Raw genomic sequence first — 22,125 nt, 5'->3', positions numbered from 1 at the left:
TACGGTGTTCCGTATGGAACGAAGCACCCTGCGGGTCGGGCGCGCGCTCGTGGTCATCGTGGACGACCGGGTCACGCACACCGAACACGAAGACACGATGGGACCGCTTGTCACCGAGCTGCTCGAGGAAGCAGGGTTCATCGTCGACGGCGTCGTCGCGGTGCGCGGTGAGGCCGTCGACATCCGGAATGCGCTGAACACCGCCGTCATCGGCGGTGTGGACCTGGTCATCACCGTCGGCGGGACCGGGGTCTCGCCGCGGGATGTCACCCCGGACGCCACCGCCGGTGTGCTGGACCGGCCGATCCCGGGCATCGCCGAGGCACTGCGCTCCTCCGGCCTCGCCGCGGGCGCGGTCGACGCGGGTATCTCCCGTGGCCTCGTCGGCGTCTCCGGGAGCACCCTCGTGGTCAACCTCGCCGCTTCCCGTTCCGCGGTACGCGACGGTATGGCGACTCTCGCCTCCCTTGTCCCGCACGTGATCGAGGAACTCTCCGGCCTCTGATCCGGGCACCGGCGAGGAGACGGCCGTGAGTACCTTCGTCCTCATTCCGGGCGCGGGATACGCCGCGAACTGCTGGGATCCCCTCGCCGCCGAATTGCGCGCCCGTGGGCACACCGCGCTCGCCGTCGAGCTGCCGAGCGCGGACGAGTCCTGCGGTCTCGCGGAGTACGCCGGGGCCGTTGTCCAGGCCGCCGCCGGGTACCCGGACCCGGTACTGGTCGCGCACTCCTTCAGTGGCTTCTTCGCCCCGCTGGCCTGCGCGCGGCTGCGCGTCCGCTCGGTCGTCCTGCTCGGTGCCATGGTTCCGGTCGCGGGCGAACGGCCACGGCAGTGGTGGGTGAACACCGGCCAGGTGGCGGCCCAGCGCGCGACCGGGTTCGACCACGAGGACCCTGAGGAGCTCTTCTACCACGGCTTTTCGCCCGAACTACGGGCCAAGGCACGGGAGTGCGAGCGCGCACAGGCGGGCACCCCGTTCGACCAGCCATGGCCGCTGGACGGCTGGCCGGACGTGCCGACCAGGTTCGTCCTGTTCCAGGAGGACCGCCTGTTCCCCGCCGCGTTCATGCGCCGCCTCGGACGCGAACGGCTCGGCCTGGCCGCCGAGGAGACGCCCGGTGGTCACCTGGCCGTGCTCAGCCACGCGCATGAGCTCGCCGCCCGCATCCTGAGCGAGTGATCGGGCTCGGTCGATCAGGCAGTGCCGCCCTGGGGTGGCTTCGGCTCCTCCGGCTTGTCCTGCTCCCCCGGTTTGGCCGCCGAATCCTGACCGGCCGTCGACCCCTGACCGCCCGCGGAATCCTGGGTTCCCGCGGAGTCCTCGGGGCGTTCGAGGGCCTCGCCGATCTTGCTGCTCACCGAGTTGATCTGGTCGCTGTAGCGCCCGCCGGTCGCCTTGTCCAGGCTGGATGCCGCAGTGTCCACGCCCTTGGCCGTGAAATCCGCCGCGCGCTCGGCGATCGGGCCCGCTTTGTCCGCGACCTTCTCGGCGAGCGGTCCCGCCTTCTCGGCCGCCTCGGCCGCGAGTTCGGTCGCCCTATCCCTTGCTTGATTGGCGAAATCCTTCGCCTTGTCCATGAAGCTCATGAGCTCGCTCCTACTTCGTCGTACTCTGGGACAATACCGGCATGCGGCCAGATGAGCAGTCCGAACAGCGCGAGCGCGCGGCCAGGCGCGCCCGGCTCGATGCGGTGTTCGGTTCGGTGCTGCCGGACACCACCGCCGATGAGCGCGATGAAGCCGGTCGGCATGGCCGGACGGATGCGGAGTACCTCAGCGACCGTCCGCCACACCACGGCTGACGCGCGGCCGGGAACCGCTCTCTCAGCCGGAATTGCGTTCCCGGAGCAGATCGCGGATCTCGGTCAGCAGCTCGGTCTCGGTCGCCTCGTCCACTTCCTCCTTTTTCTTCCTGCGGTCGAGGAGGTTCTTCAACGGCACCACGAGGAAAAAATAGACCGCGGCGGCGATGATGAAGAAGTTGATGACCGCCGTGATGATCGCACCGAGGTCGATCGTCGATTTCGGATTGCCGTCCACGAGCTGGAGTGCCAGCCCCTGGATATTCGTGCCGCCGATCGCCGCGATGAGCGGCTTGATCAGGTTGTTCACCACCGCGGTGACCATCGCCGTCGTGGCGGTACCGATCACGACCGCAATCGCCAGCTCCATGACGTTGCCGCGTGAGATGAACTCCTTGAACCCCTTCAACATGGGTAATTCCTCTCCCGAAGTACCTACTGATGCCGGTAGATACCAAACCGGCCTCCGCCGAAGACTCGCCTATCCGAGTCGGCGTGGGTCCGGCCTCCTTGGTATGCCGCTACTGGAGCGTAACGGTCACCTCCCGATGCAATGAGGACGCCGCGACCCGGTGTGCTGAGTCGGCGGGCAGCGCCAGCACCACGAGCCTGCCGTCGCGGTCCCCCTTGGCCGCTGCAGCCGACTCGGCCGTCGCGGGCACGGTGACCACGCGGGCACCGGTGGCGAGTACCTGGCCCTGGCCGGTATCCGCGTCCCCCGCGATCACATCGACGAGCGTGCCGGGGTGCAACAGCCCGGCGATCGCCGTGTCCCCGAGCCGTACCGGTACCGCCACCCGCCCGGGCCCCGCGCCGGCCGTACCGGCGAGCCGGGAATCGGTGAGCTGTTCCCCGGCGCGCGCGGCACCGGCGAGCGATCTACCTTCGGCCTGACCCGCAGAGGTGAGCACGCCCGCCGGGACCGCGGTGGCGGGGGTCATGCGTACCCGGAGGTCGGCGGCGCGCAACCGGGCTCCGGGGCCGAGGTCGTGCGCCGTGGTCAGCACCGGGCGCATCGCGCCCGCGCTCGCGGATCCGGGTAGCAGGGCGAGCACGATCGCGAGCACGAAAAGGGCACCGGCGAGCAGCCGTCTGAGTAACACCGCGTGCGGCCACAACCGGTTCGCCATGGCAGGCCCAAGTCGCTCGCGTAACGGCGTACGCAGGGAGTTCGTGGTCATACCCCGACGTTAGCCAGGAATCGGCCGCCCGGAACCCCACTCCGGAAATCTGTGGACGAGCGACCGGCCTGTGGACAACCCGGCATACAGACGCGGGGCCCGGCTCAGTGGCAGTGCCCGTGCCTGCCGAGGGTTTCCACAGCACCCACGCCGGGCCGCGTCCACTGCGGCACCGGGCGACTGGTCGGCCCCCAGGTGGGATTGCCGTCCGCGTCCGAACGCCAGGACCAGCAGATAGGCACACCGTGTCCGCCGATCGGCGCACCGGCATCGGGGGCTTCCGGCCAGCCATCCGGAGAGTCCTCCCAGGGCTCACGGCGACCGTAGGGCGTCAGGTCGAGCAGGCCGAGGGAGCCGTTGACCGGCTCGTTCCCGCGGCTGGTCGTGGAATAGGTGAGAAAGGTGCGCTTGCCATCGCGCAGGAAACAGCAGAGGTACCCCATGTCCCCGCCGACCGGTTCGGCCACTCCGCGCACCGAGTACCAGGGCTGGGTGTAGCCCATGAACTCGACATAGGCGGCCACCTCGTCCCATCGGCCAGTGGTCAGGATGGCGAATGAGACGCCGCGGGCATTGAGGTAGACGGCGTCCTTCAGGTGCCAGGCGGTGGTCGTGCAGCCCTCGCACTGGCCCTGGTGCGGCGCCCCGTCGTGCCACATGTGCTTGTAGACCACGAGTTCCTCGCGGCCCTGGAACAGTTCGGGGAACGGAACCGGTCCATCCGGCCCGCAAACCTCGACCGATCCGTCGAACTCCACCATCGGCAGCCGCCGGCGGGCCGCGGCGAGGGCGTCCCCGGCCCGGGTATGGGCCTTCTCGCGGGCCAGCAACTCGTCCCTGGCGGCCTGCCAGGTGGCCAGGTCGACCACGGGCGGGCGACCGTGCAGTGTGCTGGCCGGGCTGTTCGGCGTCATGGTGTCCTCCGTGCTGTCGTTCGAACGCTGACGCTTACCCGTCGAACGGCGCGCGGCGGAATCGACAAGCCGCCGAGCCGGGGGTTAAGAGGCGGCCTTGGTCGTCGAGGAAGACGAGGATGAGGACGAGGAAGAGCTGCTGGAACTCGAGCTCGAATCCGAGGACTTCGAGGAATCACTCGAACCGGAGGACGACGAGGATGAGGACTCCGAGGACGATGCGGAGCTGTTCGCGGACTCGCTCGCGGTGTTCCCGCTCGACCTGCTGTCCGTGCGGTAGAACCCGCTGCCCTTGAATACGATGCCGACCGAGCCGAACAGCTTACGCAACTTGCCGGAGCATTCCGGGCAAGTCGTCAGCGAGTCCTCGGAGAACGACTGCACCTGCTCGAACCGGTGTCCGCATTCGGTGCACGCGTATTGGTAGGTGGGCACAGAGAAGTCCTTTCACTTAGCACTCCCCAGCGTAGAGTGCCAGACACCATGATGCGCTACGTATTCCACAGCGCGCAAACGAACCCAGGAAATATCACAGTGCCCGCAGCCCGCCGCGCGGGGTGAGCACGTGACTCATCCGCACGTCATGGTCCTCCGCGGGCAGCTCGGTGAGGAATTCCTCGTCCCGGACCACGGCGATGAGCGGGCAGCCGAGCGCGCCGATGCTGCGGTCGTAATAGCCGCCGCCCTTGCCGAGTCGCACCCCGTGGGTATCCACCGCGAGCGCGGGCACCAGCATCGCCGAGACCTCCGCGAGTGCCTCCGGGCCGAGCGCCTCGGTGTCCGGTTCGCCGATCCCGAACCGCCCGGTGCGCAGCGTTCCCTCATACGGCGCCCAGTGCAGCACATCCCCGTCGATGACCGGGAGCAGAACCCTCGCTCCGCCGCCGCGCAACGCGTCCAGCATGCCGACATCACCGGGCTCGGTGGCCAGCGGCACGTAGGCGCACACCGTGCCCCCGAACCGCGCCACGCCGACCGCCTCGGCGAGCAACCGCGCATCTTCGTTGCGCTGTCCCGGATCGAGCACACGTCGCTGCGCACGCAGCGACGCACGCCAAGCCGCCTTGTCCACGATTCCCTCATCAACCGGTTAGGCTCGCGTGCATGAGCTCAGCGAGCACCTTCCATACTGCCATCGTGCCCGCCGCGGGACTCGGCACGCGCTTCTTGCCAACGACCAAGGCCGTTCCGAAGGAACTGCTTCCCGTGGTGGATACGCCGGGCATCGAGCGCATCGCGGCCGAGGTCGCAGAGGCGGGCGCGAACCGCATGATCATCGTGGCGAATGCGGACAAGGCGGCGCTTGCCGACTACTTCCGGCCCCAGCCCGCACTCGAGGCCACGCTCGCCGAACGCGCCAAGTTCGACCTGCTCGCGAAGGTCCGCCGGGCTCCCGATCTGATCGAGGTGGTCGCCGCGGAGCAACCGGAACCGCTCGGCCTCGGGCACGCCGTCGGTTGCGCGGAAGGCCAGCTCGGGCCCGAGGACGACGCGGTCGCGGTGCTGCTCCCCGACGATCTGGTGCTCCCGGTCGGGGTGCTGAACAGAATGGCTCAGGTGCGCGCCGAGTATGGCGGAAGCGTGCTGTGCGCCTTTGACATCCCGCGCGAGCAGATTTCCCCGTTCGGGGTCTTCGACGTCGAGGAGACCGCCGAACCGGACGTCAAACAGGTCAAGGGCATGGTCGAGAAACCGGCCCCGGAGGACGCGCCATCGACCTTCGCCGCGGCGGGGCGCTACCTGCTCGATCGCGCGATCTTCGACGCGCTGCGCCGGATCACCCCGGGAGCGGGTGGGGAACTACAGCTCACCGACGCCGTGGCACTGCTGATCAAGGAAGGTCACCCAGTGCACATCGTGGTGCACCAGGGCAGCAGGCACGACCTCGGCAACCCCGGCGACTTCCTGAAAGCCTCCCTCGACTTCGCCCTGGACCACCCCGACTACGGGCCCGCGCTGCGTGCCTGGCTGCGTGAACGGCTCGGCTGACATGAGAGCAGTTACCGAACAGCTCGAGAAGGTGCTCGCCGCCGCGGTGCGGCCCTCACCCGTGCGCGTCGCGATCTCCGAGGCGCAGGGGCTGATCTGCGGTGAGGAGGTCGTCGCGGAGCACGCCCTTCCCGGGTTCGACCAGGCAGCGGTGGACGGATACGCCGTGCGCAGCGTCGATGTGCGCACGGCGGGGACCGAACCGGTGCAGCTGCCCGTCGTCGGCGAAATCCCGCCCGGATCCCGCCAGCCACGGCGGCTGCAGCCCGGCCAGGCGGTCCGGGTCGCGACCGGGGCCCCGCTGCCCACGCTCGCCGACGCGGTCGTTCCCCTCGAGCAGACCGACGGTCACCACTCCAAGGTCACCGTGCACGAACCGGTCCCCTCCGCCGCCTACGTGCGCCGGACCGGTGAGGACGTGCAGACCGGGGACGTCGCCGTGCGCAAAGGCTCGGCCATCGGTTCTGCCCAGGTCGGCCTGCTCGCCGCGGTCGGCAGGGACAAGGTGCTCGTGCACCCGCGGCCCCGGGTCTCGATCATCTCCGTCGGTGACGAGCTCGTGGATGTGGACCGGACCCCGGGGGCCGGACAGGTCTACGACGTGAACTCCTACGCCCTCGCCGCCGCGGCACGGGATGCGGGCGCCGAGGTGACCAGGGTCGGCATCGTGACCGGCGAAGCCAAACGTTTGCGGGAGGTCGTCGAGGGACGGTTGCTGCTTTCCGAGGTGGTGGTCGTCGCAGGTGGGGTCGGTGGCGCCGCGGGTGACGACGTCGCGTCCGCGCTCTCCGAACTGGGCAGCATCGACACCACCCGGATCGCCATGCACCCCGGTTCCGCGCAGGGCTTCGGCAGGCTCGGCCCCGACGCGGTGCCGACCTTCCTCGTGCCGGGGAACCCGATGAGCGCGCTCGTGGTGTTCGAGGTGTTCGTGCGCCCGCTCATCCGCGCCGCACTCGGCAAGAAGAGCCCCAAGCGCAGGGAGATCTCCGCGAAACTGCTCTCCCCGCTCAGCTCGACCGAGGGACGCGCGGGCTTCCTGCGTGGCCAGCTGCTCCGGGACTCGACGACCGGGGAGTACCTCGTGCAACCACTCGGCACCTCCGGTGCGCACCTGCTCGCCGCGCTCGCCGAGGCGAACGCGCTGATCGTGGTACCCGAGGAGGTCACCGACATCACCGCGGGCGAGAACGTCACGGTGAGCTTCCTCGCCCAGCGCGGGTGACGATGTCCTCCGCGATCGGCAAAGACCCGACGCTCGGAGACGGCGGGCGCCATCCCGGCTGGCCGGTCAGCCTCGGTCCGCTCACCGTGCCCGGCGGCACCCTGCGGTTGCGCAAACCCCGGTACCGGGACGCGCGGGCGTGGAGCACCATCCGCTGCCGCGATATGGCCCACCTCGCGCCCTGGGAACCCACCGTTCCCGGCACCTGGGCCGAGCGCAATTCGCGGGCCGTCTGGTTCTCCCAGTGCTCCGGACTGCGCGCGCTCGGCCGCAGGGGAGCCTCGTTTCCGTTCGTGATCACCGTCGACGGCGTTTTCGCCGGTCAGGTCACCATCGGCAATATCGTGCGCGGCGCCCTCTGCTCCGCCTGGGTCGGCTACTGGGTCGCCGCCGACCGGATCCGCGGCGGGCTGGCCACCGCATCCGTCGCCCTCGCCGTCGACCACTGCTTTCACCGCGGCGGACTGCACCGCATCGAGGCCACCGTGCGCCCGGAGAACACCGCGAGTATCGGCGTCCTCACCGGACTCGGGTTCCGCGAAGAGGGACTTTTCCGGCGTTATCTCGACGTGGCCGGGGACTGGCGAGACCACCTGTGCTTCGCCATCACCGCCGAAGAGGCAGGCGAGGGACTCGTTTCCCGGCTCATCCGCTCCGGGCGCGCCGAATTTCGCCCTTGATCACACTCGGCGCGTCCTACCGAACGTTTGTTACTCCTGTGACTAACGTTGCGTCATGACGGTGCGCGGGAGTCGGGGAGGTGAGATGACATGCCTAGCTCATTGCTCGTCGGTGCACTCGTGCTGGCATGGCTGGTCGTCCTAGTACCGATGATCGCGCGGAAACGCCAAGTCGTAGCGCGGACCGCGGAAAGCGCCCTCGCCGCACGCGTAGTGCAGCGCACCGCGGGATCCGATGCCGCTGCCGAGGAGACGCAAGTGCCCGAAGCCGAGAATCTCTCCGTCGCCGACGACGAATCCACCGCCGAACTCCCCCTGCCCGAAGAGCGCGAGCAGGAGCAACCACCCGCCGAGTTCGACCAGTCCGCCGAAGAAGACGAGCACACCGACTACTACGAGGCCGACGAGGACACCGAGCTCGAAGACGAACTCCCGCCGAGCGACGAAGACGACTACGTCACCCGGCCCTACCGGCCAGGACGCGGCGGCTACAACGCCGAGGCCGCCGAACTCGCGGCGGCGGCCAAGTACGCACTCCGGCGCAAAATCGTCTTCGGCCTGCTCATCGCCATCGTGTCGAGCGTCATCCTCGCCATCGCCATCGCGCCCATCATCTACTGGGCCACCGGCGCACTCGGCATCACCCTCGTCGGATACCTCACCTACCTGCGCAGGCAAGTGCGCATCGAGAACGACATCCGGGCCCGGCGCGCCGCCCGCCAGCGGCCCGCCCAGCCCGCCGAAGAAGAGCAGCCCGAACAGGAACCCGCTCCCGAGGTTCGCAACCACACCCCCACGCTGACCGTGCGCCCCGGTGCCACCGTGGTCGATCACGACGACGAAGACCCCGCGTTCGCCGACCTCGACGACCCCGAGGTCCTGCCCTACCGCAGAGCCGCCGGACAGTAAGACCCGCCCGCGAGGGCACCCGGACCCGACTGCTAAGCTTTTCGGGTACCAGGGGCTGTAGCGCAGTTGGTAGCGCGTCTCGTTCGCATCGAGAAGGTCAGGGGTTCGATTCCCCTCAGCTCCACCCTAGGGGTCTTACTAGAACACGGCACCGAAACAACGCCACGTAGTAGGACCTGGACACCGTTGGTAGCCACGGGGCCGCCTCCCTTTCGGGAGGCGGCCCTTTTGGCATTTCGGGGCCGGGTGTCGGTTCGTGGTTCCGGCAGAGTCACGTCGGTGGTCTGCCAGTCGCTCTGGACGGCGTGCAGGTGTGCGAAGGGCTCCCGGAGGCTGTGGTCGGCGATCTGGTCGTCATCGACGTAGATGCTGTGGAAGATCGCTTGGTTGAGCATGCGGCGTTGCTGTTCGTCGCAGCGGCGGTAGAGCTCTTGGGGGTTCTCCAGCAACTTGAGCGCGGCTTCGATGAGCCGGGCACTGTCGGAGAGGTTCTCGGTCGTGGTGGTGAGGCGTTCGGTCAGGCGTCGTCGCTGGCGAGCGATCTCGCGAAGCTTGGTCTTGATCTTGTCCTGCCCGATGGTGGAGTCCGCCGCCAGCTCGATGAGATTCTCTTCGCGGGTGTCCAGCGCCTTCAACTCGGTGGTGAGTTGCTTGTGGAGCAGACGCTCGGAGGCTTCCTGCTCGTCGATGGCGCGAGCGACCTCGGCGCGCACGGTGGCGACGAACTGGGCGCTGAAGCGGATCGTCGCGTAATGGTTTTCCACGGCGTCTTCGATGAGGGCGACGTTGATGTGCGGGGCTTCGCAGCTGCCGTTCTGCTTGTTGCGGCAGAAGAAGTAGGTGTATTCGCTGCCACGAGAATTGACGGTGTGCTGGACGATCAGCCGCTGGGTGATGCCCGCCCGCTTGCAGCGTCCACAGAACAGCGAGCCCTTGAGGTAGTGGGGGTGCTCGCGGCGGCGTTCTCCCGCCGTGGAGCGGGATTCGAGGAGATCCTGGACGCGATCGAAGAGGTCATCGTCGATGAGCGGCTCGTGGCGACCTTGGACCTCCTCGCCATCGACTTCCACGTACCCGAGGTAGTAGCGGTCCCGCAACATCATCGAGAGCTTGTTGATCGACACCTGCTTGGCGGGAGGGGCTGCTGAAGGGGTGTGTGACATCTGAGTTCGCTTGCCGAGAGGTGGGCGTGGAAGGATGTTGTTGTGCCCAAGCCGTATCCCCGTGAGTTCCGTGAGGACGTCGTCCGGGTCGCGCGTAACCGCGAGTCTGGTGTGACTTTGGCGCAGGTCGCCGCGGACTTCGGTGTTCACGAGATGACGTTGCAGAAGTGGTTGCGTCAGGCTGATGTCGAGGACGGCGCCAAGCCGGGTGTGTCCTCGGATGCGGCGGCTGAGTTGCGTGAGCTCAAGCGCCGTAACCGGCTGTTGGAGCAGGAGAACGAGGTGTTGCGTCGGGCTGCGGCGTACTTGTCGCAGGGCAACCTGCCGGGAAAAGGCTCTACCCGCTCGTAAGGGAGTTGGCCGCCCCCGATGCCCCGATTCGGGTGCCGGTGGCGGTGGCGTGCCGGGTGCTCAAGCTCCACCGCCAGCACTACTACGCCTGGCTGCGCAGGCCGGTCACCGACACCGAGTACGACGAGGCCTACGCGGCGAACGCGATCTTCGACGCCCATCGCGACGATCCGGAGTTCGGCTACCGGCTGCTGTTCGACGAGGTCACTGCCGCTGGCCACGAGGTGTCCGACCGCACGGTGTGGAAGATCTGCTCGGACAACGAGTGGTGGTGCGTGTTCGGGAAGAAACGCCGCAGCCGCAAGGCCCGGCCCGGTCCGCCCGCGCACGACGATCTCGTGCGCCGCGAGTTCACCACTGACAGACCGAATCGCCTGTGGCTGACCGATATCACCGAACACCCCACCGGTGAGGGCACGCTCTACCTCTCCGCGGTCAAAGACGTGTGGTCGAACCGGATCGTGGGCCATTCCATCGCCGACCGGATGACCTCCCAGCTCGCCCTGGACGCGCTGGAATCGGCCGTCGCCCGCCGTGGTGGCCACGTCGCCGGCTGCACGCTGCACAGCGATCGCGGAGGTCAGTTTCGCAGCACGAAGTTGCAACAAGCGTTGTGGCGCCACCACATGCGCGGCTCGATGGGCCAGGTCGGCTCAGCCGGTGACAACGCCGCCATGGAGAGCTTCTTCAGCCTCCTGCAACGCAATGTGCTCAACCGCCGCACATGGGCCACACGCGAAGAGCTCCGCATCGCGATCGTGACCTGGATCGAACGCACCTACCACCGACGCCGCAGACAAGCCCGCCTCGGCCGCTTGACCCCCATCGAATACGAAACCATCATGAGCCACACCGCCACCCCGGCGGCCTAAACCACTGTCACAGTTTCCTTCAGCAGCCCCGTTCGTTGAGAAGCATCACCGACTGTGGCGTGGCGTGGGTACCATTCCCTCACGCGTCCGATCGCGGCCGAGTAAATGTGCCTCCTCGGTGTTGTGGCACCCAGGAGACACCGCCGAGAAGCCTCGTTACACACGGTGTCAACCCGCTTCACCCGACTGGCGTAGACGCCGCTCCGCCAGTGTTTGGGCAGGTCATCGGGGGTGACGCTCCATCCGCGCCCCATCGCCGCCCCACCGCCGCTCTGGTCCGGTCCCCGTGGCGATCGTTTAGTTGATCGGTGTTCGCTGCCGCAACAACCAGCAGTTTTGGAACCGGCAACGGGCACCTCCCGGCTGGCGCACCGAATGGTCACCGGGTGCCGATCGCAGGGCGCTCTTGACCGCCTGCGGCGGACGACAAACGACGCAACCAACCAAATAGGGACTCGCTGACTATTGGAGTAGATATGCTCTCCCAGCGATTCGCGATGCCCTGTGCGTCGCGATGCCCACAGACTCAGCTCGCTGTGCCGTGTTTGTTCGTGCAGCCGGTGTGTCGACGGGGATGGAGTAGGGACACCGCGCGAGGCGGTGCCGCACGATGAACACCGGACCCTGGTCCATCGCGTGCCGTGATGTCGCCGGCCGCGAGCGGACCCTGCGTGTTGTCGTGCGTGGCTCGGAGGTCGTGGTCATGGCTCCCCCAGGGGAAGTCGCGATCCTCGACCGCGCCGCCACCGCCCAGTTCCGCTCCACCGTCATGCAAGCCACCGAGGTGGCGACCACACCCGCGCCAGGTGCACCTGGCTCCATCACGGCAACCGGCATAGCGAGCACGGCGGAGCAGAACAACGGCGGTCTTCCCCCAACCGCCGAGGGGCGCCCTGCTCTGCCCTCATATCGCGGCGAGACCACGACCCCGATACCTGGTCTCGCCGCGATCCCCGCGACCAGGGGTGAGGCCGGATGATCGCCCTGGTCATCACGGCGGGCGCCGCGCTGGCGTTTGTCTGTTGCCTGTTGCGGCTGGCGTGGCGGCGTCGGCAGCAGACCGAATCTGCTTACGCCGGTTCGCATCGTCGTGCGCCGCGCCAGCCCCCGAACCGTGTCCTGCGACACGCGATCGCGACCGCCGGAACGCACGGCCTCGGCATGATCCGGAAGACCGAAGGCTCATGAGGCGGCCATGTGACACCGTGCCTGCCGCGACCTTGCTTCGTCGGCTGGGATGGCACCACCGCAAAGTCGACTGCCGCGATGGCAACGGCCAGCGGTCCGCACTGCACTTGCGGCGGCGCACTCCCGCGGATGTCGAGATCGAGCTGCCCGGCGGACGGCTCGCGCGGCTGACCAACGCCGAGGCCGGGCAGCTCCGGGCGGCACTCCGCGACGTTCTGCTCGCCGAGCACCCGCCGCACCGAGCGGGGGCCGTCTAGCCAGATGTTGAAGCCAGGCCGGATTTCTCGCCGTGCCTTCGGACGAGCGCGCGCTCGCGACACCGACTGCGGTCGGGCGGAAGCGGTTCGACGACGCCTTCCGCCCGGCCGCCACCAGCACCCACCCCTCTCGAGGAGGACCGACTCATGACCGCCGTCATCGACGACCACCCCGCCCTGGCTGAGCAGAAGCCTGACCAACGAGCGCGGGACTACAGGGACGTGTTCGCGTGGCCAACCACCATCGACAGCGTCACCGGTGATGTCCGCCTTCAGCTTGGCACGACCGTCGACGCGCTCATCATGCGCGCCGGGTTTGCCGGGGAGGTCAACAACTTCCTTGCGCGGCACATGTTGCGCGCGCCCATCATCGTGGTTCCCGGCGATCCCAACGACTGGATCTTCCTCACCGAGCCACGCACGCCCCTGCGCCAGTCGTCCTGGGACGACCTGGTGCGCATCCAGGTCGGCTGGAAACAACGCGGTGACTCCATCTTGCTTCCCGCTTTGGACAACGTGGACGAAGGCGTGCGGTGGCTTGAACAACCGCAACCACACATGACCCTTCCGCCGTGGACCGCAGTGGTCGGCGCGGTCCGCTCGACGTCCTCGCTGTGCGGGACGTGGTGAACATGACAATCGGCACCCCCGCTCACCGACATCCGCGCCACGCCATTGTGATCGCCTCCGGCGGGTTGGACTCCACCGTGCTGGCGTACTGGCTAGCCGCGCGCGGGGCCGAGCTGACGCTGTTGTCCTTCGACTACGGCCAACGGCACCGAGTCGAACTGGAGTACGCGGCCGAGATCGCGCGACTGCTCAACTGTCCACACGAGACCGTTGAGCTTTCGATGCTCGGTCGGCTGCTGGTTGGCTCGGCCCTGACCGACACCGACGTGGCGGTGCCTGACGGCTACTACACCGACGAGTCGATGCGTGCCACCGTCGTCCCGAACCGCAACGCCATCATGCTCGACATCGCCGTCTCCGTGGCTGTTGCCCGCAAGGCCGATGTGGTCGCGTTCGGTGCGCACGCCGGTGATCACGCCGTTTACCCGGACTGTCGACCGGAGTTCGTCGAGCGGTTCACCCGGTCGGTCCGCACCGCCAACGAGGGGCTGCTGGTCGACGATTTCGAGATCCTCGCCCCGTTTCTCACCCAGAGCAAGACCGACATCGTCCGCATTGGCACGGCACTGGACGTTCCGTTCGAGCGGACGTGGTCGTGCTACCGGGGCGAGGCGACGCACTGTGGGACATGCGGAACCTGCACTGAACGCAAGGAAGCGTTCCAACAGAACGGCATCACCGACCCCACCAGCTACCGCTGCGCGTGACGAGGTGATGATGATGACGGAGGCGGAACTCGGCTCGCCAACTGGGCCTGGGCGGGGCCGTCGTTCCTCGCGCCACGGCTCGCGCGTGTTGGGTTGCGAACCGGTACAGCGTGGCGAGGGGATCGTTCCTGCCGCCCAAGCACCCAGCACGGTAGCGCAGCAGGCGGCAACCCCGCCAGCGCCCTCCGCCTCCGGACCGCAGTCACACTCGCTGATGCCCCTGCTGTTCGAGCCGTACCTGCGCCGCGCGTTGCGCCAATGCGGCCGGCGAGCCTCGGCACCCGGTGCCGACGACATGACCTGGGGCCACCTTCGCCGCGAGGCCCGCGTGATGCTGCCGCAACTGGCCATCGAACTCGCAAGCGGCACGTGGCAGCCCGGACCGATCCGCGACGTACGGCTCCCCACCTACACCGGCAAAGAGATGCACACCTTCATCCCCACCGTGCGGGATCGACTGGTGCACCGCGCGCTGCGCAACGCCCTCGAACCGGTGCTGGAAGCGAGCGCCTTCCGCGATTGGGTGTCCGGATTCCGTCCGCGCCGCAACCGCATCACCTCCCTGCGTCAGGCCGCTGGGTATAGCCGCGCGGGCTTCCGGTGGGTCGCCGATCTCGACGTCGCCTCGGTGTCGGAAGGCGCGACGATCGACGAAGTCATCGACTGGCACGCCGAGCACATCCACGACGGCACCTTCCTGGCCCGCCTCCGTACCGCGCTCGCCGCGATGCCGAGCCCCATCGCGCCGGGCTCCGGCCTGGCGCCCATGCTGATCAATCTCCGATTGTCCCAAGTGGATAAACGAGTCTCTGGGCTTCGGGTCGTCCGCTTCGCCGACAACTATGTCGCTTTCGCCCGAACCCGCGAGGACGCGCAGGAGGCGTTCTACACCATCAGCGACGCACTCCTGCAGCTTCGGCTGCGGCCCAACGAGGCCAAGAGCCGTATCCGCGACGACGCCAACGTCGAAGACCTTTTCCTGATCGGCGGCTGAGGCATGAACCTGGAATGGATCGAGGTCACCGGCGGAGTCTGCGCCTTCGGGGACGACGCCCGCCCTATCCAGGTCGCCACTTTGTTGTGGACGCGCACCCCGATCGCCTACGGACACCTGCCGAGCGAGCACCCTGGCCTCGGGCCGCGGTTCCCCGTCGCCGAGATCAGCCACGCCGAGGCGACCGAGATCGCCAGCCGATTGGGCGGGCGGTTGCCACGCTCGGCGGAGTGGGAGTGGATGGCCGCCGGAGCTGACCGCCGACGCTGGCCGTGGGGCAACGCACCGTGGCAGGCGGCGTTCGCGAACCTGCGCGACTCCGGGCACGGCACGGTCACCCCGGTCGACACCCACCCTGACGGTGCCACACCCGAGGGCCTGCTCGATGTCGCGGGCAACGTGTGGGAGTGGACCGCCAGCACCGCGATGAGCGACGGAGTCATCATCCGTGGCGGTTCCTATGCCGCGCCACCGCTGTATGCGCAGTGCACGTTCCTCAACGCCGCGCCCGCTGAACTGCGCTCGCGCGGCATCGGCCTGCGGGTGGTGCGCGAACCATGACCCTTCGGCCGCTCAGCACGCGCATCCTCGCGCCCGACCAGGGTTTGATCATCCTCAACTGTTCGCGGGAGAAGCTCGTCACCAGCGCCCCGGTTGCGGCGCTTGATCTCTACCAGGGCGCGTGCGTTCCGCAGGCGCGTGATCACTTCGCCGCAAATCCTGCTCGCCGAGCCCGTATCCGTATCCTCTCGGCCGCGCACGGCCTGCTGCGTCCCGAGAAGGCGATCAGCACCTACGACCACCGGCTCACGAACCGGGTCGACGCCGTGCGTCTGCACGAGCGGACGGTCTCCGGGCAACTGGACGCCGAATTGGCGGAGACACCGTCGTTGCGGCACATGCTGATCGTGGTCGAGCCGTTGTACCTGCTCGCCCTGCAGCGCGTGTTCGACCACCTCGACCGGCTCGATCAGATCGCGATCATCCCGGACCCGTGGGGATGGTGGGACGGGTTGACCTACCTCCACCACTGGGGGTGGGCGTGACCACGCTGCACGAGGAACTGTTGCGCCGCAACAATTTCCACACCAGCAGCACTCGCAGCTGGGAAGCCATATCCGGGATCGGGTGGCACGAGCCCACACCGTCGGAGCTTTCACTGGCCGCCGTGCGCACCCTGTCGGTCGTAGTCCCGGCCTGCAACGTCAGCTACTGCCTGCCGGCCGTGCTCGACGCCCTGGAAGGCCAGCACCATCGGCACGGTTTCGAGGTCATCGTCGTCGACGACGCCAGCACGGACACCACGGCTGCCATCGCTGCCCGACACCCGGTCGTCACCACCGTCCTGCGGCTCCCAGAACGCGCGGGCGGGGCCACCGCACGCAACCTCGGCACCGCGCTCGCCCGCGGGCAAACGGTCCTCTACCTCGACGCCGACATGGTCCTGCCCCCACACGTGATCACCGACATCACCGCCCGCGCCACCGAGACCACGGTGCTCGTCGGCTTCCGCCACAACCTGCCCTACGACCTGCACCAGGGCGGACGCGGCGTCTTGGCCGAGCATCCCCAACTCGGCGCAGACCATCGGGTCGTATGGCGGCCACCGGTCGGCCGCCCGTTGCTCTACACCGGCGTCACGCTGACCGAGCGCCTGGACGGCCGTCCGCTGGACCACACCCACGACTTCGTCGACCTCGGCTACGGCCAGCGCTATGTCGACTGGGACCTGCCCCGCATGGTCGTCACCTGCCTCGTCGCCGTTCCACGCGCCGCCGTCCTCAACGTCGGAGGGTTCGATCCCGAGTTCGGACGGATCGGCTGGGGCATGGAAGACACGTACCTCGGCGCGTGTCTGATCGCGAGCGGGCTGCTGGTGATCCCGCTGCGGCAAGTCGTCGGGTTCCACCTCGACCCACCGGACGCGGAACAGCAATGGCAACGCAAGCTCGCCACCTGGCCCGGCACCCTCGCCCGCTACTGGGACCTGATGCGACGGCCCGCCCCGACCGGCCGCACCCACTCGTTCATCGCCGGGGTAAGCGAGCTGCTGCGCACCTGCGAGGTGCTGCGACCCCACTAGCGCCAGCGACGGACCCCCTGCATCGAAAGCCGCCACGACGACAACGACGAGAAGGAAGACACTGCCCGATGATCGACCCGATCTCCCTCGCGGTCGGCGCTGGCCTGTTCGCCACAGGGCTGCTGGCCGGCAAGCTGACTCGCCGCCGCGCACCCGCAGACACCACGCCGAAACTGTTGTGCGGCTGCTCGCATGGGCTGGAACAGCACGACCCTGACACCAACGAGTGCCACGGCCAGATCCTGCACAAGGATGCGCGCACCGAGGACGGTACCTGGATCGGAAACCAGTGGGTGCCTTGTACCTGCCGCCAGTACGTCGGCCCGAAGCCGTTCGAGGAGCTGTACGCCCCGCCGATGCTGCCACCGCAGGACACGCTGTGATCGGGCGACGTACCGCCATGACGCGGACCTTCACGGCGCGGACACACGGTACCGGGTTCGTCGTCCATGACCCGCTGACCGGGCTAACCCACCGCACTGGTGCCGAACTCGCCTCCGGCCGGATCCGGCTGTCCGACGACGCCCTCTTCTCCTGGCCCGAGATCCACCCGGCGGCCTTGCACGCCGACGTACCGATCAGCGTGTGCTGGTCGCCCTTGGTGCGCTGTAACCTCGCCTGCCCCCACTGCCTGGACGACAAGTCCGTGCCCGAACTGGCCCGACCCGACCGGCACCGCATCGCGCGGCTGGTCGCCGAGTCCGCGATCCTGGGCGTGGACATCTCCGGTGGCGAACCACTGCTGCTGCGCGAACTGCCCGAGCTGATCGACGTACTCGTCGCGGGCGGCTGCGCGGTCAGCGTCACCACCAACGGAACGCACCTGGTCCGCCGTGCCGAAGCCCTAGCGTCCCGCGTGGACGCCGTGCGGGTCAGTCTCGACGGCCCGGACGCCGAACGCCACGACCGCTGGCGCGGCGCGGGCAGTTTCGAGCGCGCCGTCGCCGGAATCCGCGCAGCGGTCGCCCACGGCATCCCAACCCAGATCCAGACCGTGCTTCTGCGCTCCACCGCGCGGGCCAGCGTCCGGCCGCTGGTCGAGTTGGCCGCCGCGCTCGGTGTGCACGGGGTGACCTTCCTGCAGATGCTCCCCATCGGAGAAGGTGCCGCACTGGCCAGCACCGAGCAGTTGACCGACGACGAGGCCACCGACCTCCTTGCCGAGCTGAGCGCCACGTCGGCCGTACCCGTACGCCTGCGCACTCGCGAGGCAGCCGGGGGTTTCACCGTGATCCGAGCCGACGGCCAGGTGTGGCGCAATCAGCCGGACGCGCAGGCCATCAGCTCCCGGCGCCCGCTGCTTGGGGTCAACGACCTCGCACTGACTGCGAGGGACGGCTCGGCATGAACGACTCCTCGAACCGCCACGGCGTAGCCCGGCTGAAAGTACGCATCGCATTGCAGGAGGAAGGGCGATGAACACGCCGACGAGCGAACAACTCGAGCAGTTCGCGCGGGTGCTGGGAGACCTGCTGCGGACCGCCCGGAAAGAACGCGGCTGGACCCGCAAGCAGATGCGCGCCGAAATGGGCGCTGACGACGAGGACGAGCTGTCCCTGCAAACCCTCGCCACCTACGAACTCGGCACACGCCGCATATCCGTCGAGCGGCTGGTCGAACTGTGCGCCGTGCTGAAGCAGCGGCCCGACGAGCTGTTGCTCCGCGCGACCACCCTCGCGTTCGGCAGCGATCACGACGGTCGCGTCAAGGTCGACCTGTCGGCCCTCGCTCATACGACCGACCCCCGACTGCAGCCCCTCCAGCGATGGGCGACGGTCCGAGCCCGCCAATGCCCGGTCGGACGTACCCCCGTCGAAGAACTGGACGCCCACGCACTGACGGCACTTGCCGGGATCGCCGGATCTCCCATGTACGACCTCGTGCAAGCCCTGCGTGAGCTCCAAGGCGCATAGGACCTGCGATCGCCTCACTGACGCGACATCCCTTGCCCCTCAAAGAATGGACCACGAATGACCACTGCACGCCGCGTCTTCGAACACCACCAGGTCTGGCGCTTGACTCCCGACTCGCTCCGCGAGGCCACGACCCTGTTGGTTGGCGCGATCCTGCGCGATCACCAGTCGGTCGAGCACGTCATCGGCATCGCCAACGGCGGCGTCGCCCCCGCCCGCATGATCGCCTCCACGCTCGGGATCAAAGCCCGCATGGTGAAACGCCCGCCACAACACCGGCGACGCGACCTACCAGCAGGCCACGGGCAAGGTGACGCTCGACCTCGACCCGCTGACACGCGCCCTGAACGGCCAACGGCTCAAGGGCCGGGTGTTGGTGGTGGACGACATCTGCGGCAGCGGCGCCACCCTCCGCCGCCTCCGGCACGACCTCACGCCCTTGCTCAGCCCGAGCGCGCAGCTCCTGACCGCAGTCCTGTGCCTCAACACCGGGGCGGCCACGCTGCCCGACTACTCGATCTGGACCGTCTCGGACTGGGTCGTCTTTCCCTGGGAAAAGCCGCCCGCCGACCAGGACACCACCCCTCTGCCACGCCCGGAGGAGGCCCTCTGCCATGCCTAGCCCGCCTCCGCTGACCATCGCGTTCCTCCTGGCCTCCTACACCCCGAACGCGCCGGCCGGGATCGAACGAGCCACCGCCGCCCTCGCCCACGGACTGCGCCAGCTCGGCCACCGCAGCCTCATCCTGACTGCCGCTCCGATCGGCACCCCTGACGACGACGTGGTGAGGGTGTGTTCGGTGGGCGTCGACTTCCCCTGCGACGACGATGAACTCCGCGACGCGATCAGCACCCACGGCCAGGACGCCCTGCTCGCCGCCGAACTGTGCGAGCTGTACCGCAAGCACCGGGTCGACGTCGCCATCTACACCGACGGCTTGTGGGGCCTCGGCAGAGCCGCGCCGGTCAGCCGGGCACGCTCGGTACTGGCCATGCACGTCGTCGGCCACGACCAAGACCTCCAGCCTGCCCTGGACCGCACCGACCTGGTCATCGCGCCGTCCCAGACGGTGCTCGACCAGGCGCACGATCGCGGGTACGACACTGACCGTTGGCAGGTTGTGCCCAACGCCCTGCTCCATGACCACACACCGCCAGCCGACTCACGACGGGAAGCGCTGCGTCGGCACGGCCCGATCCGGATCCTGGCTCGGCTCGGGCCGGAGAAGAACGTCCGGGCCTTGCTGGATGCCGGGCGCCTGGTCGACCGGACGGTCGAGGTGATCGTCGGCGAGGCCGGATTCGAGATCACCGCTGGCGGCCAGGCGGCTGAACTTGAAAAGTGCCGCTACTCGGCGGCCCACCTCAGGCTCGGCACCATCCACGGCGGCGGCCTGACCTGGGACCAGGTGCCGTCCTGGCTCGCGCAGGCCGCGGTGGTGATCGTGCCCTCGCTGCGCGAGACTTTCGGGCTGGTCGCGCTCGAGGCGATGAGCGTCGGCACCCCGGTGGTCGCCTTCGACGTGGGCAACCTGCCCGCCCTGGTCGGTACCGGCGACGGGGCCGGTGGGGTGATCGTCCCTCGATCGTGGGGCGAGTGTGGCCTGTGGCGCGCCGCCGAGCAGCTGCTCGAAGATCCGCTACGCTACGCCGAACTATCCAGGGCTGCGTACTACCGCTCGCGGGACTATCTGCCCACCACAGTCGCCGAGACATTTGTAAAGGCGGTGCGGTGATGCCTGCTGGCGTCCCTTTGCTCCTGGTTGACGGTCACAACCTCCTCTGGCGCGCGGCGTTCGGGTTCCCCGCCGCGATCCTCTCCCGCGACAAGACTCGCGACCTGACTGCCGAGTTCGGGTTCTTCGCGCTCCTGCGCGTCGCCATCCGCGAAGAACTGCCCGAGCCGCCCGAGGTGCTCGTGGTGTTCGACGGCGAGCACGGTGCGGCCGAGCGCAAGGACAGCGACGCCGACTACAAGGCCAACCGCGTCCTCGACGAGGCCGCGCTCAAACCGTTGCGCGCGATCCCGCACGTCCAGCGGGCACTGACCGACTACGGCATCGCCTGGATCGAGATCGACACCGCCGAGGCCGACGACGTGATCGCCACCCTCGTCAAGGCCACCCGCAATCAGGCCCCCGAGCGGCAGGTGCGGATCATGTCCGGCGATCGCGACTTCTACCAACTCGTCGACGACCGGGTTCACGCGCTCAACACCGTGATGAAACGCGGCCGACGGCACATCGGCCCGGCCGAGGTCGTCGACCGCTACGGCGTCACACCGGACCAGTGGCCCGACTTCTGCGCGCTGAAGGGCGACTCCGCAGACAACATCCCAGGGGTGAAGGGGATCGGTGAAGGCACGGCCGCCAAGCTCCTGGCCGGCGGGCTGCGCCTCGACCAGCTTCTCACCTCCGGACGACTGACCGGGGCGAAGAAGACCAGGGTCACCGACGCCTGGGAGCAGGTGCTCGCTTGGCGCGACCTCATCCGGATGCGCACCGACCTCGATCTCCCACACCATCCGACCGGCCACCCCACGCGCGAGCTGCCCAAGCCGGCCGACGTCATCGAGAAACTCGGGCTCTGGTGACCGCCTCGCCGTTCACCGCTCCGGCGTCGGTGCTGACCGTGATGGCACACCCCGACGATGCCGAACTCTGGGCGGGCGGAACCCTCGCCCGTTGTTCCGCCTCCGGCGCCGCCGTCACCATCGCGATCCCGCACCACCCCGAACCAGTGCGGGATGCCGAAGCAGCGGCCGGAGCGGCGATCCTGGGGGCCAAGCTGTACCAGTACGACCAACCCACCGTGACGGCCCTGCGCGAACTGCTGCTCGCCGTCCGACCCGAGATCGTCATCACCCACCCCCTCCGCGACGTTCACCCCGACCACCGGAATCTCGCTGAAACGCTCGTCGCCGCCCTGCCCGAGGTCGTCATCGCCACCGGCCACCCACGCCGCGTCTACACCGCCGACACCTACAACAGCCTGACCGCCGATGGCCCCGTACCCGCGCACACCATCATCGACATCACCGATACCTACGAGATCAAGAAGCGCGCGCTCGCGGTCCACAACTCTCAGCCGATCAGCGACCACTTCGGCCCCATGGCAGAGACCCTCGCCCAGCTATGGGGCTCCCGAATCGGCGTGCACTACGCGGAGAACTTCGTACCGGTGCCCATCCTCGGCCGCCTCCCAGCGGCGTCGACATTGTGACCAGGCTCCGATCGAGGGGTTCCGTGCAACCCCTGTGACCT

The 22,125-nt window shown here is 68.4% G+C and carries 30 protein-coding genes, 1 tRNA gene and 1 pseudogene; 25 read left to right on the top strand and 7 right to left on the bottom strand.

Going from position 1 to position 22,125, the window contains the following annotated elements; all coding sequences use genetic code 11:
• The first annotated feature begins 13 nt into the window (after positions 1–13).
• On the top strand, positions 14–505 hold the full coding sequence (locus A37U_RS0133825) for a MogA/MoaB family molybdenum cofactor biosynthesis protein (protein ID WP_020501095.1): 492 nt from the start codon (positions 14–16) through the stop codon (positions 503–505).
• A gap of 25 nt (positions 506–530) precedes the next feature.
• Positions 531–1,184 carry an alpha/beta hydrolase gene (locus A37U_RS0133820; protein WP_020501094.1) on the top strand — a complete coding sequence of 218 codons (654 nt, stop codon included), beginning with the start codon at positions 531–533 and terminating at the stop codon, positions 1,182–1,184.
• 14 nt (positions 1,185–1,198) lie between these two features.
• On the opposite strand, the gene A37U_RS46745 is transcribed toward A37U_RS0133820, so the two are convergent.
• On the bottom strand, positions 1,199–1,591 hold the full coding sequence (locus tag A37U_RS46745) for an antitoxin (RefSeq protein ID WP_020501093.1): 393 nt from the start codon (positions 1,589–1,591) through the stop codon (positions 1,199–1,201).
• A 41-nt stretch (positions 1,592–1,632) separates the two neighbouring features.
• Here A37U_RS46745 and A37U_RS52760 point away from each other — a divergent pair, with 41 nt between their 5' ends.
• On the top strand, positions 1,633–1,806 hold the full coding sequence (locus A37U_RS52760) for a hypothetical protein (protein WP_020501092.1): 174 nt from the start codon (positions 1,633–1,635) through the stop codon (positions 1,804–1,806).
• A gap of 22 nt (positions 1,807–1,828) precedes the next feature.
• Here the strand turns inward: A37U_RS52760 and mscL are convergent, their stop codons facing one another.
• The 5 genes from mscL to A37U_RS0133785 form a co-directional block, all read right to left on the bottom strand.
• Complete coding sequence (mscL, locus tag A37U_RS0133805; protein ID WP_020501091.1) at positions 1,829–2,218, bottom strand: large conductance mechanosensitive channel protein MscL; 390 nt, start codon at positions 2,216–2,218, stop codon at positions 1,829–1,831.
• 109 nt (positions 2,219–2,327) lie between these two features.
• Positions 2,328–2,987 (bottom strand): SAF domain-containing protein, encoded by a 660-nt coding sequence (locus tag A37U_RS0133800; protein WP_083934148.1) that lies wholly within the window; start codon positions 2,985–2,987, stop codon positions 2,328–2,330.
• A 104-nt stretch (positions 2,988–3,091) separates the two neighbouring features.
• Complete coding sequence (locus A37U_RS0133795) at positions 3,092–3,901, bottom strand: DUF899 family protein (RefSeq protein ID WP_020501089.1); 810 nt, start codon at positions 3,899–3,901, stop codon at positions 3,092–3,094.
• Between the two features lie 84 nt (positions 3,902–3,985).
• Positions 3,986–4,336 (bottom strand): FmdB family zinc ribbon protein, encoded by a 351-nt coding sequence (locus A37U_RS50540; RefSeq protein ID WP_026197894.1) that lies wholly within the window; start codon positions 4,334–4,336, stop codon positions 3,986–3,988.
• Between the two features lie 94 nt (positions 4,337–4,430).
• Positions 4,431–4,973, bottom strand: a complete 543-nt coding sequence (locus A37U_RS0133785) for a 5-formyltetrahydrofolate cyclo-ligase (RefSeq protein WP_020501087.1) — start codon at positions 4,971–4,973, stop codon at positions 4,431–4,433.
• Positions 4,974–5,005: 32 nt separating this feature from the next.
• On the opposite strand from A37U_RS0133785, the gene A37U_RS0133780 reads away from it, so the two are divergent.
• From A37U_RS0133780 to A37U_RS0133760, 5 genes are all read left to right on the top strand, one after another.
• Positions 5,006–5,890, top strand: coding sequence for a UTP--glucose-1-phosphate uridylyltransferase (locus tag A37U_RS0133780; RefSeq protein WP_020501086.1), 885 nt, complete (start codon positions 5,006–5,008; stop codon positions 5,888–5,890).
• A gap of 1 nt (position 5,891) precedes the next feature.
• On the top strand, positions 5,892–7,115 hold the full coding sequence (gene glp, locus A37U_RS0133775; protein WP_051111803.1) for a molybdotransferase-like divisome protein Glp: 1,224 nt from the start codon (positions 5,892–5,894) through the stop codon (positions 7,113–7,115).
• Positions 7,116–7,117: 2 nt separating this feature from the next.
• Positions 7,118–7,795, top strand: a complete 678-nt coding sequence (locus tag A37U_RS0133770) for a GNAT family N-acetyltransferase (protein ID WP_051111802.1) — start codon at positions 7,118–7,120, stop codon at positions 7,793–7,795.
• A gap of 90 nt (positions 7,796–7,885) precedes the next feature.
• Positions 7,886–8,704, top strand: coding sequence for a divisome protein SepX/GlpR (sepX, locus tag A37U_RS0133765; protein ID WP_026197891.1), 819 nt, complete (start codon positions 7,886–7,888; stop codon positions 8,702–8,704).
• Positions 8,705–8,755: 51 nt separating this feature from the next.
• A tRNA-Ala gene (locus tag A37U_RS0133760) sits at positions 8,756–8,828 on the top strand.
• A 685-nt stretch (positions 8,829–9,513) separates the two neighbouring features.
• Here A37U_RS0133760 and A37U_RS54175 read toward each other — a convergent pair.
• A pseudogene (locus A37U_RS54175) lies at positions 9,514–9,804 on the bottom strand (recombinase family protein); the annotation flags it as partial.
• Between the two features lie 105 nt (positions 9,805–9,909).
• Here A37U_RS54175 and A37U_RS0133745 point away from each other — a divergent pair.
• From A37U_RS0133745 to A37U_RS0133665, 17 genes are all read left to right on the top strand, one after another.
• Positions 9,910–11,090, top strand: a protein-coding gene (locus tag A37U_RS0133745; protein ID WP_086010857.1) for an IS3 family transposase whose coding sequence is annotated in 2 segments (ribosomal slippage) — positions 9,910–10,194 and positions 10,197–11,090 — 1,179 coding nt in all. Because the reading frame shifts where the segments join, the coding sequence is not laid out codon by codon here.
• 610 nt (positions 11,091–11,700) lie between these two features.
• Positions 11,701–12,069, top strand: a complete 369-nt coding sequence (locus A37U_RS0133740; protein ID WP_020501080.1) for a hypothetical protein — start codon at positions 11,701–11,703, stop codon at positions 12,067–12,069.
• Complete coding sequence (locus A37U_RS0133735) at positions 12,066–12,278, top strand: hypothetical protein (protein WP_020501079.1); 213 nt, start codon at positions 12,066–12,068, stop codon at positions 12,276–12,278. Before A37U_RS0133740 ends, A37U_RS0133735 begins: the two co-directional genes overlap by 4 nt.
• A gap of 17 nt (positions 12,279–12,295) precedes the next feature.
• Positions 12,296–12,535, top strand: coding sequence for a hypothetical protein (locus tag A37U_RS0133730; RefSeq protein WP_020501078.1), 240 nt, complete (start codon positions 12,296–12,298; stop codon positions 12,533–12,535).
• Positions 12,536–12,682: 147 nt separating this feature from the next.
• Positions 12,683–13,165: a hypothetical protein gene (locus A37U_RS0133725; RefSeq protein ID WP_020501077.1), complete on the top strand. Its 483-nt coding sequence runs from the start codon at positions 12,683–12,685 to the stop codon at positions 13,163–13,165.
• A 2-nt stretch (positions 13,166–13,167) separates the two neighbouring features.
• Positions 13,168–13,872, top strand: coding sequence for a 7-cyano-7-deazaguanine synthase QueC (queC, locus tag A37U_RS0133720; protein ID WP_040589530.1), 705 nt, complete (start codon positions 13,168–13,170; stop codon positions 13,870–13,872).
• Between the two features lie 214 nt (positions 13,873–14,086).
• Entirely contained in the window at positions 14,087–14,866 is a 780-nt protein-coding gene (locus A37U_RS0133715) for a reverse transcriptase domain-containing protein (protein ID WP_020501075.1), read from the top strand.
• 3 nt (positions 14,867–14,869) lie between these two features.
• Entirely contained in the window at positions 14,870–15,427 is a 558-nt protein-coding gene (locus tag A37U_RS0133710; RefSeq protein WP_009151786.1) for a formylglycine-generating enzyme family protein, read from the top strand.
• Positions 15,424–15,912 carry a DUF6884 domain-containing protein gene (locus A37U_RS0133705; protein WP_020501074.1) on the top strand — a complete coding sequence of 163 codons (489 nt, stop codon included), beginning with the start codon at positions 15,424–15,426 and terminating at the stop codon, positions 15,910–15,912. Before A37U_RS0133710 ends, A37U_RS0133705 begins: the two co-directional genes overlap by 4 nt.
• Positions 15,909–16,949 (top strand): glycosyltransferase, encoded by a 1,041-nt coding sequence (locus A37U_RS0133700; RefSeq protein ID WP_240437769.1) that lies wholly within the window; start codon positions 15,909–15,911, stop codon positions 16,947–16,949. Before A37U_RS0133705 ends, A37U_RS0133700 begins: the two co-directional genes overlap by 4 nt.
• 68 nt (positions 16,950–17,017) lie before the next feature.
• On the top strand, positions 17,018–17,332 hold the full coding sequence (locus A37U_RS0133695; RefSeq protein ID WP_020501072.1) for a hypothetical protein: 315 nt from the start codon (positions 17,018–17,020) through the stop codon (positions 17,330–17,332).
• Between the two features lie 17 nt (positions 17,333–17,349).
• The gene (locus tag A37U_RS0133690) at positions 17,350–18,297 is read left to right on the top strand and encodes a radical SAM protein (protein ID WP_020501071.1); all 948 of its coding nucleotides are present in this window, start codon (positions 17,350–17,352) and stop codon (positions 18,295–18,297) included.
• 67 nt (positions 18,298–18,364) lie between these two features.
• Positions 18,365–18,862, top strand: a complete 498-nt coding sequence (locus A37U_RS0133685; protein ID WP_009151791.1) for a helix-turn-helix domain-containing protein — start codon at positions 18,365–18,367, stop codon at positions 18,860–18,862.
• Between the two features lie 310 nt (positions 18,863–19,172).
• Positions 19,173–19,484: a phosphoribosyltransferase gene (locus A37U_RS54170; protein ID WP_020501070.1), complete on the top strand. Its 312-nt coding sequence runs from the start codon at positions 19,173–19,175 to the stop codon at positions 19,482–19,484.
• Positions 19,477–20,598, top strand: coding sequence for a glycosyltransferase family 4 protein (locus A37U_RS0133675; RefSeq protein WP_020501069.1), 1,122 nt, complete (start codon positions 19,477–19,479; stop codon positions 20,596–20,598). Before A37U_RS54170 ends, A37U_RS0133675 begins: the two co-directional genes overlap by 8 nt.
• The gene (locus A37U_RS0133670) at positions 20,598–21,455 is read left to right on the top strand and encodes a 5'-3' exonuclease (RefSeq protein ID WP_026197887.1); all 858 of its coding nucleotides are present in this window, start codon (positions 20,598–20,600) and stop codon (positions 21,453–21,455) included. The genes A37U_RS0133675 and A37U_RS0133670 overlap by 1 nt, the downstream gene beginning before the upstream one ends.
• Complete coding sequence (locus A37U_RS0133665) at positions 21,452–22,084, top strand: PIG-L deacetylase family protein (protein ID WP_020501067.1); 633 nt, start codon at positions 21,452–21,454, stop codon at positions 22,082–22,084. The genes A37U_RS0133670 and A37U_RS0133665 overlap by 4 nt, the downstream gene beginning before the upstream one ends.
• Positions 22,085–22,125 lie beyond the last annotated feature (41 nt).

The sequence above is a fragment of the Sciscionella marina DSM 45152 genome (assembly GCF_000379465.1).
Taxonomy (GTDB): domain Bacteria; phylum Actinomycetota; class Actinomycetes; order Mycobacteriales; family Pseudonocardiaceae; genus Sciscionella; species Sciscionella marina.
This window is presented reverse-complemented; position numbering and strand designations above follow the sequence as displayed.

Bases quoted from the DNA above. Each gene is read 5' to 3' on its own strand.
- queC (WP_040589530.1), top strand. From the start codon at position 13,168: ATGACAATCGGCACCCCCGCTCACCGACATCCGCGCCACGCCATTGTG.
- A37U_RS52760 (WP_020501092.1), top strand. From the start codon at position 1,633: ATGCGGCCAGATGAGCAGTCCGAACAGCGCGAGCGCGCGGCCAGGCGC.
- A37U_RS0133780 (WP_020501086.1), top strand. From the start codon at position 5,006: ATGAGCTCAGCGAGCACCTTCCATACTGCCATCGTGCCCGCCGCGGGA.
- A37U_RS0133675 (WP_020501069.1), top strand. From the start codon at position 19,477: ATGCCTAGCCCGCCTCCGCTGACCATCGCGTTCCTCCTGGCCTCCTAC.
- sepX (WP_026197891.1), top strand. From the start codon at position 7,886: ATGCCTAGCTCATTGCTCGTCGGTGCACTCGTGCTGGCATGGCTGGTC.
- A37U_RS0133715 (WP_020501075.1), top strand. From the start codon at position 14,087: ATGCCCCTGCTGTTCGAGCCGTACCTGCGCCGCGCGTTGCGCCAATGC.
- A37U_RS0133800 (WP_083934148.1), bottom strand. From the start codon at position 2,987: ATGACCACGAACTCCCTGCGTACGCCGTTACGCGAGCGACTTGGGCCT.
- A37U_RS0133695 (WP_020501072.1), top strand. From the start codon at position 17,018: ATGATCGACCCGATCTCCCTCGCGGTCGGCGCTGGCCTGTTCGCCACA.
- A37U_RS0133740 (WP_020501080.1), top strand. From the start codon at position 11,701: ATGAACACCGGACCCTGGTCCATCGCGTGCCGTGATGTCGCCGGCCGC.
- A37U_RS0133670 (WP_026197887.1), top strand. From the start codon at position 20,598: ATGCCTGCTGGCGTCCCTTTGCTCCTGGTTGACGGTCACAACCTCCTC.
- A37U_RS0133690 (WP_020501071.1), top strand. From the start codon at position 17,350: ATGACGCGGACCTTCACGGCGCGGACACACGGTACCGGGTTCGTCGTC.
- glp (WP_051111803.1), top strand. From the start codon at position 5,892: ATGAGAGCAGTTACCGAACAGCTCGAGAAGGTGCTCGCCGCCGCGGTG.
- A37U_RS0133685 (WP_009151791.1), top strand. From the start codon at position 18,365: ATGAACACGCCGACGAGCGAACAACTCGAGCAGTTCGCGCGGGTGCTG.
- mscL (WP_020501091.1), bottom strand. From the start codon at position 2,218: ATGTTGAAGGGGTTCAAGGAGTTCATCTCACGCGGCAACGTCATGGAG.
- A37U_RS0133825 (WP_020501095.1), top strand. From the start codon at position 14: ATGGAACGAAGCACCCTGCGGGTCGGGCGCGCGCTCGTGGTCATCGTG.
- A37U_RS0133710 (WP_009151786.1), top strand. From the start codon at position 14,870: ATGAACCTGGAATGGATCGAGGTCACCGGCGGAGTCTGCGCCTTCGGG.
- A37U_RS0133735 (WP_020501079.1), top strand. From the start codon at position 12,066: ATGATCGCCCTGGTCATCACGGCGGGCGCCGCGCTGGCGTTTGTCTGT.
- A37U_RS0133725 (WP_020501077.1), top strand. From the start codon at position 12,683: ATGACCGCCGTCATCGACGACCACCCCGCCCTGGCTGAGCAGAAGCCT.
- A37U_RS0133795 (WP_020501089.1), bottom strand. From the start codon at position 3,901: ATGACGCCGAACAGCCCGGCCAGCACACTGCACGGTCGCCCGCCCGTG.
- A37U_RS46745 (WP_020501093.1), bottom strand. From the start codon at position 1,591: ATGAGCTTCATGGACAAGGCGAAGGATTTCGCCAATCAAGCAAGGGAT.
- A37U_RS0133705 (WP_020501074.1), top strand. From the start codon at position 15,424: ATGACCCTTCGGCCGCTCAGCACGCGCATCCTCGCGCCCGACCAGGGT.
- A37U_RS0133770 (WP_051111802.1), top strand. From the start codon at position 7,118: ATGTCCTCCGCGATCGGCAAAGACCCGACGCTCGGAGACGGCGGGCGC.